Annotated in this window: 12 protein-coding genes; 6 read left to right on the forward strand and 6 right to left on the reverse strand. The window is 71.8% G+C overall.

The window, feature by feature from the left end; all coding sequences use genetic code 11:
• The first annotated feature begins 215 nt into the window (after window positions 1-215).
• From RM479_RS11230 to RM479_RS11245, 4 genes are all read left to right on the forward strand, one after another.
• Window positions 216-608, forward strand: coding sequence for a COG4315 family predicted lipoprotein (locus tag RM479_RS11230; RefSeq protein ID WP_311511654.1), 393 nt, complete (start codon window positions 216-218; stop codon window positions 606-608).
• Between the two features lie 32 nt (window positions 609-640).
• Complete coding sequence (locus RM479_RS11235; protein ID WP_311511655.1) at window positions 641-1,285, forward strand: DUF4142 domain-containing protein; 645 nt, start codon at window positions 641-643, stop codon at window positions 1,283-1,285.
• Between the two features lie 125 nt (window positions 1,286-1,410).
• The gene (locus RM479_RS11240; RefSeq protein ID WP_311511656.1) at window positions 1,411-2,577 is read left to right on the forward strand and encodes a DUF1996 domain-containing protein; all 1,167 of its coding nucleotides are present in this window, start codon (window positions 1,411-1,413) and stop codon (window positions 2,575-2,577) included.
• Between the two features lie 357 nt (window positions 2,578-2,934).
• Window positions 2,935-4,731 carry a phosphoenolpyruvate carboxykinase (GTP) gene (locus RM479_RS11245; RefSeq protein WP_311511830.1) on the forward strand — a complete coding sequence of 599 codons (1,797 nt, stop codon included), beginning with the start codon at window positions 2,935-2,937 and terminating at the stop codon, window positions 4,729-4,731.
• A 90-nt stretch (window positions 4,732-4,821) separates the two neighbouring features.
• Here RM479_RS11245 and RM479_RS11250 read toward each other — a convergent pair whose 3' ends face one another.
• Window positions 4,822-4,944, reverse strand: a complete 123-nt coding sequence (locus tag RM479_RS11250; RefSeq protein ID WP_311511657.1) for a hypothetical protein — start codon at window positions 4,942-4,944, stop codon at window positions 4,822-4,824.
• A gap of 222 nt (window positions 4,945-5,166) precedes the next feature.
• Here RM479_RS11250 and pulA point away from each other — a divergent pair, with 222 nt between their 5' ends.
• Window positions 5,167-7,959 carry a pullulanase-type alpha-1,6-glucosidase gene (gene pulA / locus RM479_RS11255; RefSeq protein ID WP_311511658.1) on the forward strand — a complete coding sequence of 931 codons (2,793 nt, stop codon included), beginning with the start codon at window positions 5,167-5,169 and terminating at the stop codon, window positions 7,957-7,959.
• Window positions 7,960-8,122: 163 nt separating this feature from the next.
• Window positions 8,123-8,896 carry a bestrophin-like domain gene (locus RM479_RS11260; RefSeq protein ID WP_311511659.1) on the forward strand — a complete coding sequence of 258 codons (774 nt, stop codon included), beginning with the start codon at window positions 8,123-8,125 and terminating at the stop codon, window positions 8,894-8,896.
• Window positions 8,897-8,900: 4 nt separating this feature from the next.
• On the opposite strand, the gene RM479_RS11265 is transcribed toward RM479_RS11260, so the two are convergent.
• The 5 genes from RM479_RS11265 to RM479_RS11285 all read right to left on the reverse strand — a co-directional run bounded on the left by RM479_RS11265 (window position 8,901) and on the right by RM479_RS11285 (window position 13,607).
• Window positions 8,901-9,656 (reverse strand): hypothetical protein, encoded by a 756-nt coding sequence (locus RM479_RS11265; RefSeq protein ID WP_311511660.1) that lies wholly within the window; start codon window positions 9,654-9,656, stop codon window positions 8,901-8,903.
• A 93-nt stretch (window positions 9,657-9,749) separates the two neighbouring features.
• Complete coding sequence (locus RM479_RS11270; protein ID WP_311511661.1) at window positions 9,750-11,402, reverse strand: sodium/solute symporter; 1,653 nt, start codon at window positions 11,400-11,402, stop codon at window positions 9,750-9,752.
• On the reverse strand, window positions 11,399-11,779 hold the full coding sequence (locus tag RM479_RS11275) for a hypothetical protein (RefSeq protein WP_311511662.1): 381 nt from the start codon (window positions 11,777-11,779) through the stop codon (window positions 11,399-11,401). The genes RM479_RS11270 and RM479_RS11275 overlap by 4 nt, the downstream gene beginning before the upstream one ends.
• Window positions 11,776-12,594: a LytR/AlgR family response regulator transcription factor gene (locus tag RM479_RS11280; RefSeq protein WP_311511663.1), complete on the reverse strand. Its 819-nt coding sequence runs from the start codon at window positions 12,592-12,594 to the stop codon at window positions 11,776-11,778. The genes RM479_RS11275 and RM479_RS11280 overlap by 4 nt, the downstream gene beginning before the upstream one ends.
• Window positions 12,591-13,607: a sensor histidine kinase gene (locus RM479_RS11285; protein ID WP_311511664.1), complete on the reverse strand. Its 1,017-nt coding sequence runs from the start codon at window positions 13,605-13,607 to the stop codon at window positions 12,591-12,593. The genes RM479_RS11280 and RM479_RS11285 overlap by 4 nt, the downstream gene beginning before the upstream one ends.
• Window positions 13,608-13,918: the final 311 nt, after the last annotated feature.

A 13,918-nucleotide genomic window follows, 5' to 3' on the forward strand; every position in this document is an offset into this window, starting at 1 on the left:
TGCCCATGACTCGCTACAAGGCCTATCTCTTAGGGCTCGGAGCTGCTGCTTTGATCGCGGCCACCGGATGCGGAGGGGGTGTCGACGACGCTCCCGCGGAACAGGAATCCGAGTCCGGTCGTGGCCCTTACGACTCCGGCGAGGTCGAAGAAAGCCATGGTGGACACGAAACGGACACCGAAAACGTTCCGGAACTCGGCACCGCGGAGAACGATGTGCTCGGCACCCTGATCACCGACGGGAACGGGAACACGCTCTATCTGTTCACCCAGGACTCCGCCGAATCATCGGCGTGCACGGGGGAATGTGCGCAGAATTGGGTGCCGTTGCGCACCTCCGACGACGGCGCCGGCGCCCCGGCCGAGATCGCCGGGGACCTGTCCGCCGACCTCGTCGGCTCGGTCGCCCGCGACGACGGCGACCCCCAGGTCACCTACGGGGACCGGCCGCTGTACACCTACACCGGGGACGCCGCCCCGGGCGACGTCAACGGCCAGGGGGTCGGTGACACCTGGTTCGCCGTCACCTCCGAGGGCGCCCCCGCCGAGGCCGCGGCCGGCGACGACGGATACGGCGGTTCCTCCTACATCCGCCGCCCCGAGGGCTGAGGGCGGTGGCGGCGGCCCGGGACCGCGCCCCGTTGACGCGACAGGTGCGCCGGAACGCGCCCCACACCGTCGAACTCGTGGGTGTGGTCGGATTCCTGCTGGTCACCACGTTGACCGTGTTCATGATTCTCCCCAACGGCACCAGCAGCGTCTCCGGGGTGTTCTGGAGCGAATGGAGCGCCACCGAGTACGGTCCGCTCGGCCCCGCCGACGTCGACGCGCTGATCAAGGTGCGTCAGGCCGGCCTGTGGGAGATCCCGGTGGGCCAACAGGCCGCCGACCGGGCCCAGAGCTCCCGGGTCCGCGAGGTGGGGGCGACGATCGCCGACGACCACGTCCTCATGGACGAACAGGTCCGCGACGTCGCCGCACGGCTCGACGTCCGGTTGCCCAGCACGCCCGGCGAGGATCAACAGCGCTGGATGGACGAGCTCACCGGACTGTCCGGCGCCGAGTGGGACCGGGTGTTCGCCGACCGACTGCGGGCCGCGCACGGCAACGTGCTCACCGTGCTGGCGGAGGTGCGCGCCGGCACCCGCAACGAGCTGGTCCGCTCCTTCTGCCAGCACGCGATCCTCATGGTCCTGCGGCACATCACGCTCCTGGAGAGCACCGGCCTGGTCGATTACGGGGCACTGCCCGAACCCAGGCCGCCCGAACGGCGCCCGGAGCCCTGAACCCGCGCCGTGCGCGCCCACGGCGGTGCCGCGAGGGTGCCGTCCACCGGGGTCCGCGTCGGCGGCCCCGCCGAGAAACCCGCTTCAAGGAAGCACAAGGGAAACTACAGAGGAGTTCCGAACCCATGGACGAACGACCACGGGGGTACCGCCCCTCGCGCGCGCTGACGGCCGTGTCTGCACTGGCCCTGGTGCTGGGCGGTCTCGCCCTCACCGCGACCGCCATCGACCCTCCCGAGGAGGGGACCCTGGTGGGCGACCACCGGTGGAAGGACGAGGGGCGCCCCGGGGGCGACGGCGGCCACCGCGGTCCCGGTGGGCACCGGGACGGCAGGGGCGGCGGCGACGCCGGCGGAGACGACGACACCGGCGGCCACGGAGACCACGGCGACGGTCCCGTCACCGGCCCCGACCCGACGCTCTTCGTTCCCATCGAGGAGGCGCCACCCGCCCCCGACGCCCCCGAACCCGACGGGAACGCCTCCACCGGCTCCCTCACCCTCGACTGCGGCGTCAACGAGAACGGGGTGCACAACTCGGAGAACGTCATCGTCGCCCCCGGCGTGGAGCACGGCGCCCAGCACACCCACGACTACGTGGGCAACCAGGACGTCCAGCGGTTCACCGAGGACGTCGACGCCAACAACGCGATCCTCGCCGAGGGCGACACCTCCTGCGAACGCGACGACCGTTCCATGCACTACTGGCCGGTCCTGCGCGACCTCACCGCCGAGGGCGGGGACGCCGACCGGCCGGGCGGCGGCCTCGACGGCAACATCGGACGGATCATCACCCCCTCCTCGGTCACCATCGAGTTCCTGGGCAACCCCCGGGGGCCGGTGGCCGCCATGCCGGAGTTCCTCCAGATCCTCACGGGCAACGCCCGGGCCTTCACCGCCGACGGCGCCGGCGCCGCCGCCCGGTGGACCTGCACCGGCTTCGAGGACCGCGCCTTCCCGGACCGCTACCCGCTCTGCCCGGAAGGGAGCGACGTGGTCCGCGTCCTGGAGTTCCCCAGCTGCTGGAACGGAGCCGACTTCCAGAGCGACGACAACCGCTCGCACATCGTGTTCCCCGAGGAGGACGGCGCCTGCGCGGAGGGTTTCACCGCCGTGCCCCGCCTGCGCCACACCCTCGTCTACGAGGTGCCCGAGGGGCCCGACTTCGCCCTCGACGGGTTCCCCGAGCAGGGCCGCCACCCGATCACGGACCATTCCGACCACATCAACGTCATGCCGCCCGACCTGATGGCGGAACTGGTCGAGTGCGTCAACGCCGGACGTGACTGCTGACGCTCCCGCGTCCCGGGGTCCCGGGGTCTCCGCAGGCCGGAGCCCGGGACCCCGGACACAGGTCCACTCGCCGCCCGGTACCCGGTGTGACGAACCACACGGTGTGTCCTTCTGTGTTCGGGACTTTCCCGCGTCCGAGGGGAAGTGGTCGCCGCCTGCGGTGGCACACCCGCCACGAGAGTCTCCTCCGGCGCAGGGGTGAGCCCTCGGAAAGCCTTGTGGCGCAGCGGAACCGGCCTCACATGTCCCACATGATTAGACCATTGGCCTATACCAATTGGTCACCGCGGGGGGACGTCGTTCATGATGCGAGGGATCTCGATTCACAAAGGAGCCGCTGTGACTGTCGGTATTGATGTGGGCGTGGCCCCGACCGAGCACGAAGAACTTGTGTCCTGGGTTCGCGAGGTCGCGGAGCTCACCCAGCCCGACAACGTCGTCTGGTGCGACGGTTCCGATGAGGAGTGGACCCGCCTCACCGACCTCCTCGTGGAGCAGGGCACCTTCAAACGCCTCAACCCCGAGAAGCGCCCCAACAGCTTCTACTGCACCTCCGACCCCACGGACGTGGCCCGCGTCGAGGACCGCACCTTCATCTGCTCCGAGCGCGAAGAGGACGCCGGCCCCACCAACAACTGGGTCGCCCCCGACGAGATGCGCGCCACCTTCGGCGAGGTGTTCCGGGGCTCCATGCGCGGTCGCACCATGTACGTCGTGCCCTTCTGCATGGGCCCGCTGGGCGGCCGGATCTCGCAGCTCGGTGTCGAGATCACCGACTCCCCCTACGTCGTCGTCTCCATGCGCGTCATGGCCCGCATGGGGGACGCCGCCCTGCGCCTCATCGAGGAGCGCGGCGACTTCGTCAAGGCCGTCCACTCCGTCGGCGCCCCGCTGGAGCCGGGCCAGGAGGACGTCGCCTGGCCCTGCAACGCCACCAAGTACATCTCGCACTTCCCCGAGACGCGTGAGATCTGGTCCTACGGCTCCGGCTACGGGGGCAACGCCCTCCTCGGCAAGAAGTGCTACGCGCTGCGCATCGCCTCGGTGATGGCCCGCGACGAGGGCTGGCTCGCCGAGCACATGCTGATCCTCAAGGTCACCTCGCCCGAGGGCGCGACCCACTACATCGCGGCAGCCTTCCCGAGCGCCTGCGGCAAGACCAACCTCGCCATGCTCCAGCCGACCATCCCCGGCTGGAAGGTCGAGACCGTCGGTGACGACATCGCCTGGATGCGCTTCGACGCCGAGGGCCGCCTGCGCGCCATCAACCCCGAGGCCGGTTTCTTCGGCGTCGCCCCCGGCACCGGCGAGAAGACCAACGCCAACGCCGTCGACACCCTCTGGGGCAACAGCATCTTCACCAATGTCGCCCTCACCGAGGACGGCGACGTGTGGTGGGAGGGTCTCACCGAGGAGCCCCCGGCGAGCCTCACCGACTGGAAGGGCCGTCCCTGGACCCCGGCCTCCCCGGAACCGGCGGCCCACCCCAACTCCCGCTTCACCACCCCGGCCGGCCAGGCGCCGACCATCGCCGACGAGTGGGAGGACCCGGAGGGCGTACCGATCTCCGCCATCCTCTTCGGCGGCCGTCGCGCCACCGCGGTCCCGCTGGTCACCGAGTCCCTCGGTTGGCGGCACGGCGTCTACCTGGGCGCCAACGTCTCCTCGGAGAAGACCGCCGCCGCCGAGGGCACCGTGGGCGAGCTGCGCCGCGACCCGTTCGCGATGCTGCCCTTCTGCGGCTACAACATGGGGGACTACTTCGCCCACTGGATCAAGGTGGGCGCCGGCGCCGACCAGGCGAAACTGCCCCGGATCTTCTACGTGAACTGGTTCCGCAAGGACGCCGACGGCCGTTTCGTGTGGCCCGGCTTCGGCGAGAACAGCCGCGTCATCAAGTGGATCGTCGAGCGCCTGGAGGGCACCGTCGAGGCCGTCGAGACCCCGATCGGCCTGCTGCCGACCGAGGACGGCATCGACACCGAGGGCCTGGACCTGTCCGCCGAGGACCTGCGGTTCCTGCTCTCCGTCGACACCGACGTCTGGAAGCGGGAGGCCGACCTGGTCCCCGAGTTCTTCAAGACCTTCGGCGACCACCTGCCCGGTGAGCTCTGGGACGAGTACCACGCTCTGCTGGACCGACTCGGCCGGTAGCGGCCTCCCGCCGACCCCTCTTCCGCGCTTCGAGGGTCGGCCGCGACGAGGGCGCGGACACCGCACGGTGTCCGCGCCCTCCGGCGCGTCTCAGGGCCGGTCGTCCGCCGGTCCCTCTCCCTCGTGGAAGGGCGACCATTCCTCGGCGGCGGTCAGCCCGGACTCGTCGACGGAGAACAGGCGGGCGAGCACCCGGGACGGCATCGTGGTCATACCCGAGCGGGCCGGCGCCCCGGCGAGCGACCCCTCGAAGGCCGGACCTCCTCCGTGCCGCTACCGGGAGGCCCCGGGACGGGGCCCGCCGCCGCTCCGGGGCTTTTCCTCGTCATCAACGCGCAAGTTTTCAGAAATCCATTGGAAAACCTTGCGTGAGTGATCCGGGTCTCATTACCGTGCGGGTGGACGTCCCCACCCTCCGAGAGGACCCACACCCCCATGAGACCCCCGCACGCACACTCCCGCCCGGGGCCCGGACCCCGGCTCCTTCGTGCGGCCGGCCCGATCGCCGCCGCACTCGCCCTGGTACTGCTCGCCCCCGGCGGCGCCGTCGCCTTCACGGCGCCCGCCGAACCGCCGGTGTCGGAGGGGGTGGACCTCACCCGGCAGCGCGCCCACTGGATCGACGCGACCACCGTGCTCTGGCCCGCCGACCTCGACCCCGGCGGTTCCTACGCCCTGGTGGCCTCCGCCGACGCGGACTTCGCGATCGACGACGGCCGGATCACCGGCGACCACGATCTCCTGGAGCTGACCCCCGACCCCGACGGACTCACCGAGGAGCAGCGCGCGGCCCGGCCCCACCTGGCCGACCTCTCGGTCCTGGAGGCGGGGGAGATCGGCGAGGCGCGCCTGCGCACCGTCCTCACCGAACGCCTCACCGTCGTCGAGCGCGACGCCGACGGCACCGTCACCGCCGCCACCGGGGTGCAGCTCCCCGGGGTGCTCGACGACGTCTACGCCGCCGCGGCCGACGCCGACCTGGGCGTCACCTGGGACGCCAAGGGCCTGCCCACCCTCTCCCTGTGGGCCCCGACCGCGCGCTCGGTGAACCTGGAGCTGTTCACCGCCGCCACCGGCGGCGTCCAGCGCACCGTCCCCATGCGCCGCGACGACCGGACCGGGGTGTGGTCGGTCAAGGGCGGCGCCGCGTGGGAGGGCCGCCACTACACCTTCGACGTGCGGGTGTTCTCCCCCTACGCCGACGACGGCCGCGGCGCCTTCGCGGCCAACCGGGTCACCGACCCCTACTCGGTCGCCCTGTCCACCGACTCTGCCCGTTCCCGGCTGGTCGACCTCGACGACCCGGACCTGGCGCCCGCGGGCTGGGCCGACCTGACCAAGCCCGACCCCGTCGGGTTCGAGGACGCGGCGATCCACGAGCTGCACGTGCGCGACCACTCCGTCGCCGACCCCACCGTGCCCGCCGACCTGCGCGGCACCTTCGCGGCGTTCGGCGAGGCCGACAGCACCGGCATGCGCGACCTGGCGGCGCTGGCCCGGGACGGCATGGACCACGTCCACCTGCTGCCCGTCTTCGACATCGCCTCGGTTCCAGAGGACCCCGCCGACCGCGCCGAGTCCCCGTGCGACCCGGGGTCCTTCGCCCCCGACTCCGCCGAGCAGCAGGCCTGCGTCGGCGAGATCCGCGACCGGGACGCCTTCAACTGGGGCTACGACCCGTACCACTACACGGTCCCCGAAGGCTCCTACGCCACCGACCCGGACGCCCGCATCACCGAGTTCCGCACCATGGTCGGCGGCCTCAACGGCGCCGGGCTGCGCGTGGTCATGGACGTGGTGTACAACCACACCCACCAGGCCGGGCAGGGAAAGCAGTCCGTGCTCGACCGGGTCGTCCCCGGCTACTACCAGCGGCTCAACGCCGACGGTGGTGTGGAGACCTCCAGTTGCTGCCCCAACACCGCGCCCGAACACCTCATGATGGGCAGGCTGGTGGTGGACTCGGTGGTCACCTGGGCCCGGGACCACAAGGTCGACGGCTTCCGGTTCGACCTCATGGGCCACCACCCCAAGCAGAACATGCTCGACGTGCGCGCCGCCCTTGACGCCCTCACCCCGGAGGAGGACGGCGTCGACGGGGAGGCGGTCCTGCTCTACGGCGAGGGCTGGAACTTCGGAGAGATCGCCGACGACGCCCGGTTCGAGCAGGCGACCCAGATCAACATGGCCGGTACCGGCATCGGCACGTTCAACGACCGGCTGCGCGACGCGGTCCGCGGCGGCGGCCCCTTCGACGCCGACCCCCGCGTGCAGGGCTTCGGCAGCGGCCTGTACACCGACCCCAACGCCTCGCCCGCCAACGGCACGGAGCAGGAGCAGGTGGACCGGCTGCGCCGTTACCAGGACCTCATCAAGGTCGGCCTGACCGGCAACCTGCGCGACTACCGGTTCACGGACTCCTCCGGCAGGGAGGTCACCGGCTGGGACGTCGATTACAACGGCGCCCCCGGCGGGTACAACCTTTCCCCGCAGGAGGCGGTCACCTACGTCGACGCCCACGACAACGAGACCCTGTACGACGCCCTCGCCTACAAGCTCCCGCCGGACACCCCGATGCAGGACCGGGTACGGATGCAGGCGCTGTCCCTGGGCACCGCGCTCCTCGGGCAGGGGCCGGTGCTGGTGCACGCGGGCAGCGAGCGGCTGCGTTCCAAGTCGCTGGACCGCAACTCCTACGACTCCGGTGACTGGTTCAACCGGTTCTCCCGGGACTGCGCGCAGGGCAACAACTTCGGCGTCGGCCTGCCGCCGGCCTGGGACAACGAGGACAAGTGGGTGTACGCCCGCCCGCTGCTGGCCGACCCCGCGCTGGTCGCGGACTGCGCGGCGATCGACGCCTCCCGCGACCGCTTCGGCGAACTGCTGCGGATCCGCGAGTCCACCCCGGCGTTCTCCCTGGGCACCGCCGAGGAGATCCAGGAGCGACTCTCCTTCCCCGCCGGTGACGCGGGCGAGATCCCCGGGGTCATCACGATGCACATCGACACCACCGGCCTCGACGAGGAGTGGACCTCGGTGACGGTGGTGTTCAACGCGTCCCCGGATCCGGCGGAACCGCGGGTCGACGCGCTCATCGGAGGTGACGTGGCCCTGCATCCGGTGCAGGCCGGGTCCGACGACGAGGTCGTGCGCGGATCCGCGCACGACCCGGACAGGGGTGCCCTGAACGTGCCGCCGCGCACCGTCGCGGTCTTCGTGGCGGACTGACCCCGACGCGGGGGTCGGTGGCCGGGCCCACCTCGGTCACCGACCCCCGGACGCGCGGCGCCCGACGTACAGGTGCGGGTGTTTTCGTGAACGGCTGAGAGATCACTTCACCGCGTGCTAATGATGTTACCGACAGTGATGAAATCTGCCCTCGGGAACCCTCATGCTCACCCTGCTCCTCGTCCTCGCCGTACTGGCCACCATGGTGGCGGGGGCCGCCCTGGCCGTCGGCCGCTTCCGTGTCGACGATGAGGGATCCGGCGGCGCCGTCGGGGTCGTCGTGGCCCCGTGCGTGCTCGCCCTCTACCTCGGCTCGGCGGCGATGGGGGTGGTGATCGCCTGGGAGGGCTTCAAGGGGGCCGAGGACGGCATCATGACCGAGGTCGGCTCCGCCCAGTCCCTGTACTGGAGCACCGTCGCACTGCCCGAGCACGAGGCCGCGGAGGTGCGCGAACGGCTGCGCGCCTACCTGGGGTCCGTCGTCCAGGACGACTGGCCGGCCATGCGGTCCGCCGACGGTCTCAGCCAGGAGGGCGACGCGGCCTATGCCGACCTGGCGGCCTCGGTGCGGTCGCTCTCGGTCTCCGACACCGGTGACGGGCTGGACCGGCTCACCGCCCGTCAGGAGCTGAACTCGCTGGGGGAGGCCCGGCTCGAACGGGCCGACGCCGCCACGGAGGGCATGCCGCCCCTGCTCACCGGTATCGCCGCGCTGTCCGCCATCGCCGTCGCGGTCCTGCCCTTCGCCATGATCCGGCGCGGCTCCCGGGTCGCCTACTTCTGGGCCGGCGCCAACCTGGTGTTCGTGTTCGTCACGGTCCTGCTGCTGTTCTACATGGGTCACCCGTTCAGCGGCATCCTCTCCCACGACGCGGGCGGGATCGAGGACGCCCTGAGCGGGCTCGACCACATCGACCGGGCCCTGACGGCCCCTTGACCGACTACTGACGGCTCGCGCGCCCGGCGGCCCGGGCGGCGCCGGCGACGGCCACGATCACCACGACCAGGATCACCGCCATCGTGCGCATGGGGGTGAAGGAGGACGCCCCGGTCCCCGTACCGCCTTCGGACGTGTCGAGCAGCGCACCCGCCGGAGCGGCCTGGGCCACCGGCTCCTCGTGCCGTGCCGCCACCGGCGGCTCGGACGCCGGCCGTTCGGGATCCGGGGCGCCGGGTGTGACGGAGGGGGCGGCGATGACGGGTGCGGTCCCGGGGGTCGGCGCGGGTTCGGGGTCGGTTCCCGGCTCGGCGCCGGGGGCCCCGGGGCGCGGTCCGGGAACGCGCGGCTGCTCCTCGGACGGCGGCTGCTCCTCGGCGGGGGGCGGCGGCTCGTGGGGCGGGGGATCGACGGGGGGCGGCGGCTCCGGGGCCGGCGCGGTGGGGGCGGGTCGCGGCGGCCTCTGGGAGGGGCACGGGGGCGCCTGACCCGAATGGACCACCACACGGGTCCCGTCGGCGCAGACCAGTACGTGGGAGACCGGGCTCCGGCCGACTTCCACCTCGACGCTCTCGGGACCGCTCGCCACCCGGACCCCCGGAGCGTCCACCCGCACCCCGTCCGACGTGGAGACCGTCACCGGACCCTCGGGTCCAGGGGGTGTGTCGGCCGGTCGGGTGGTGGCCCCGGCCGCCGTGGCGCCGCCGATCAGCAGCAGTGCCACCGTGAGGGCGGTCAGGGTGCGGCGGGGGGAAGGCATATGACTCCTCGTGCTCACGACATTACACTTGGAGATCGTACGTGTTCGCCGCGCTCATCGGGCCGGAACCATGGTCTTCGAGGGGCACGGCCCTCACGGGGAGTGCAGGCGCAGGACCGCGTGCTCGGCCCAGTCCGGCGGTCGGGTCAGCCGGGAGACCGCCATCATCGTCGCGAACGCCAACGGGATCGTCCACGCCGCCGGCTGCGCCAGCAGCACCGTCGCCCACCCCGACGGGGTCGGCAGCAGGATCGACCACCCCACCGCCCCGGTCGCCGTCACACCACCGACGATCAGGCCGGACGCGGCGCCGGGCAGGGTCAACCGCCGCCACCAGATCCCCAGGACCAGCAGCGGGCAGAACGTCGACGCCGCCACCGTGAACGCCCACACCACCAGCACGTTGATGTCGATCGCCTCGGCCGGCAGCGCCAGCAGCACCGCCACACAGGCGCCCACCGCCACCGCCAGCCGCAACCGCGGCACACTCCCCTGGAACAGGTCGTGCGACAACCCGCCCGCCAGGGCCAGCAGCAACCCCGACGACGTGGACAGGAACGCGCCGAACGCGCCCGCCGCCACCAACGCCGTCAGGATCGTGCCCGCCGAACCCGGCACCGCCTGCGCGGGCAGGACCACCGCCACCGTGTCGGTGCCCTGCAACAGCACCAACTGCGGGGTCAGTACTCGACCGAGCAGCCCGTACACCACCGGGAACAGGTAGAACAGGCCGAGCAGCGCGATCACGCCCACCGCCACCCGGCGGGCGGTGCGCGCCGTGGGGCTGGTGTGGAAGCGCATGATGACGTGCGGCAGTCCCATGCAGCCGAGCGTGATCGCGAGCAGCGTCGACCACGTCTCGAACAGCGGATACCCGCCGGAGTCCAACAGGGGTGTGCTCCACCGCTCACCGCCCAGGTCCGGCAGCCCTTGTGGATGGGGTACCGCCGCCCCCTCCGGGAACACGTAGCGGGTGCCCTCGGACGCGGTGTGGTCGCCGGCGGCCAGGTCGATCGTCGTGCCGTCCGGAGCGGTCACCGTCACCGGTTCGTCCAGACCGAAGCGGGTGTCGACGGTGAACTCCACCGGCGTCGTCTCCGGGAAGTGCGTCCCCCACTCCGGATGCAACGCCTGGGCGCGCACCTCCGGACCCGCGTACGCGGCCAGGTAGATCGCCGGCACCGCGATGAACAGCAGCTTGATGACGTAGTGGAACGCCTGCACGTAGGTCGCCGAACGCATCCCGCCCGCGGCGATCGACCCGCTCACCACGATCCCGGCCAGGAGCACGCCCACCCAGTACGGGGTGCCGCTGACCAGGGCCAGCACGACGCCCGCGCCCTTGAACTGGGGCACCAGGTACAGGAGCATGATCACCAGCACCACGAAACCGCACAGTTTGCGCAGCCGTGGCGCTCCCAGTCGGTACTCGGCGAAGTCCGGCACCGTGAACGCCCCCGACCGGCGCATCGGCCCGGCCACCAGCGCCACCACCGCCACGTAGCCGGCGCAGAACCCCACCGCGTACCACATGGTGCCCAGGCCGTTCTTGAGCAACAGCCCGGCCAGGCCCAGCACGGAGGCGGCCGACAGGTACTCGCCGGCGATCGCCATGGCGTTCCAGTTCGGCGACACCCGTTGTGAGGCGACCAGGAAGTCCGAGGTGGAGCGGGCCGCGCGGACACCGTAGATGCCCACGACGAGACTGGTGACCACGACGAGTCCGATGGCCAGGACGGAGATCACGGGGTCGTGTCGTCCTTCCCTCGGCCGGCCTCCGCGCACTCCTCGGCGCGTTCGGCCGTCCGCACGTGCCACAGGGCCAACAGGAACAGCAACGGGTACACCGCCACCACCAGAAGCAGCCACGACAGCGGGACCCCGCCCAGGCGCACCTGGGTCAGCACCGGCCAGAGCGCGAACGACCCGCTCATCCCGAACAGCAACAGCGACAGCAGTGACACCGTGCGCACCGCCGCCCGTCGCTGGATCCGGAACAGCCGCCGTGCCGCCTCGGTGTCCACCGGTTCCGGGATCGGCAGCAGATGCTGGGCCGGGCGGTTGCCCCGCGCCAACGCGATCCGGGTCTGCGGGCTGGTCAGCTTCTCCCGTCGCGGGCTCATGGCGTCTGCCGGGGCGGGTGCTCGGGGTCGCCGTCCCCGGCCCGGGGCGGCTGGGCGTTGGCCGCGCGCCCCAGCTGGTCCCGTCGTGCCGCCTCCAGCAATCGGGAGCGCAGGTGACGTCCGTGCCTGCGGCTCACCGGTACGTCGCCGGCCGGGGTGCCCGCCACCAGGCCGGCGGAGGAGGTCACCCGCAGATCGCGCACCCACGGGATGGCGATGAGGAACCCCCGGTGCACCCGGACGAACCCGGCCGACGCCCACACCTCCTCCAGGTACGACAGCGACAACCGGATGAGATGGCCCCCGTCGGCGGTGTGCAGCCGCACGTAATCGCCCTGGGCCTCGACGAACTGCACATCGTCGCGTTTGACGAACACGGTCCTGCGCCCCGTGTCGATCTGCACCACGTGCAGATCCTCCGCCGGCGGGGCGGACTCCTCGGGGCGGCGCAGTTGCGCGATCCTCCCCACCGCCTCGGCCAGCCGTTCCGGGCGGATCGGCTTGAGCAGGTAGTCCACGGCGCCGATGCCGAACGCCTCCACGGCGTGCGCCTCCGACGCCGTCACGAACACGATCGACGGCGGTTCGGACATGACGCTCAACACCCGGGCCACGTCCATGCCGTCCAGCCCGGGCATGAGGATGTCCAGGAAGGCCGCGTCGATGCTCTCCACCCCGAGCAGACGTACGGCGGCGGCCCCGTTGTCGGCCACCAGTACCTTCGCCACCTCGGGCATGTCCCCCAACAACGACGCCATCTCCTGCCGCGTGGACGCCTCGTCCTCCACGACCAGGACCCGGAGCGCGGGCTTCACTGCGCCACCACCCCCCGGGTGAACCTCGGTACGCGCACGGTCACCTTCGTCCCTTCGCCCAGCGCGGTCTCGATCACCAGACCGTACTCGGGTCCGTAGACGGCCCGCAGCCGCTGGTCGACGTTGGCCAATCCGATGCTGCGCGATTCGGGTCCGGTGCCCGCCAGCAGGGACCGGGCCAGGTCGGGGTGCATGCCCACCCCGTCGTCCTCGATCTCGATGACGCACAACGGTCCCTCGCCGAACCCCGAGACGCTGATGTGCCCCCGCCCCTCCTTGCGTTCCAGGCCGTGCCGGATCGCGTTCTCCACGATGGGCTGCACGACCAGGAAGGGGATCGCGACCGGCAGCACCTCCGGGGCCATCCGCACGGTGATGTCCAGGCGGTCGTGGAACCGCGCCCGCTGGAGTTCGAGGTAGGTCTGGACCGCCTCCAGCTCGTCGGCGACCGTGGCGTAGTCGCCCTTCTCGGAGAAGCCGTACCGCAGGTAGTCGGCGAAGTCCGACAGCAGGTGCCGGGCCCGATCGGGGTCGGTGCGCACCAGGGCCGCGATGACGGCGAGCGCGTTGTGCACGAAGTGGGGGGAGATCTGGGCGCGCAGCGTGCGCAGGTCGGCGGCGGCGATCCGGTCCCGGGCCCGGCGCAGCGCCGCGTGGTCCAAGGAGTCCGAGACCAGGGCGGCGGCGGCCTCCACGTCCGCCTCCACCGGGTCTCCGCAGGCCACCAGCGCCCCGGCCAGTTCGTCGGCGACCGTCAACGGGACGGCGTACACGGTGGTGCCGTCCCCCAGTCGGGTCCGGGCGTTGCCGCCGTACTCGAAGACCTGCGCGAGAAGGGATTCCACCTCTTCGGGATCCGGCCGTCCGCCGTGCCCCGCGACCGGCCCGTCCAGGTCGGCCAGGACGACGCCGTCGGCGGAGAGCAACCGCCGCAGCCGTTTGGCGGCGGCGTGCACGCTCCTGCCGTGCAGACCGTCCCGGAGGTCGACGCCCAGTGCGTGGACCTGGCGCATCAGTTCGACGCTCGCCCGCTGCTCCGACGCCGCGGGGCGGCGACGCCGGGAGGGGGACAACCACGACGGCCACCGGTACGACACATGACGACGATATCCCAGCAAAGTGTGTCGATGCTCACGTTGCCCGGGTCACCTTTCGGTATCCGTCGGAATCTCCGTGCGGGCACGGGTCCGGAAGCGGGCCGGGCCCGCCGTCCCGTGGGAACGGCGGGCCCGGTGGGGAGGGGATCAGAGGCGGTGACCTGGTGCCGGGGGAAGGGTGGGCCCCCGGAGGGAGTGGTGGCCACCGATGGCCACCCCGGATCCCG

The sequence above is a fragment of the Nocardiopsis lambiniae genome (assembly GCF_031845465.1).
Classification (GTDB): Bacteria; Actinomycetota; Actinomycetes; order Streptosporangiales; family Streptosporangiaceae; genus Nocardiopsis; species Nocardiopsis lambiniae.

What these genes read in the sequence shown, in the direction of transcription:
- RM479_RS11240 (WP_311511656.1), top strand. Translation starts at nt 1,411, where the DNA reads ATGGACGAACGACCACGGGGGTACCGCCCCTCGCGCGCGCTGACGGCC.
- RM479_RS11250 (WP_311511657.1), bottom strand. Translation starts at nt 4,944, where the DNA reads ATGACCACGATGCCGTCCCGGGTGCTCGCCCGCCTGTTCTCCGTCGAC.
- pulA (WP_311511658.1), top strand. Translation starts at nt 5,167, where the DNA reads ATGAGACCCCCGCACGCACACTCCCGCCCGGGGCCCGGACCCCGGCTC.
- RM479_RS11260 (WP_311511659.1), top strand. Translation starts at nt 8,123, where the DNA reads ATGCTCACCCTGCTCCTCGTCCTCGCCGTACTGGCCACCATGGTGGCG.
- RM479_RS11265 (WP_311511660.1), bottom strand. Translation starts at nt 9,656, where the DNA reads ATGCCTTCCCCCCGCCGCACCCTGACCGCCCTCACGGTGGCACTGCTG.
- RM479_RS11275 (WP_311511662.1), bottom strand. Translation starts at nt 11,779, where the DNA reads ATGAGCCCGCGACGGGAGAAGCTGACCAGCCCGCAGACCCGGATCGCG.
- RM479_RS11285 (WP_311511664.1), bottom strand. Translation starts at nt 13,607, where the DNA reads ATGCGCCAGGTCCACGCACTGGGCGTCGACCTCCGGGACGGTCTGCAC.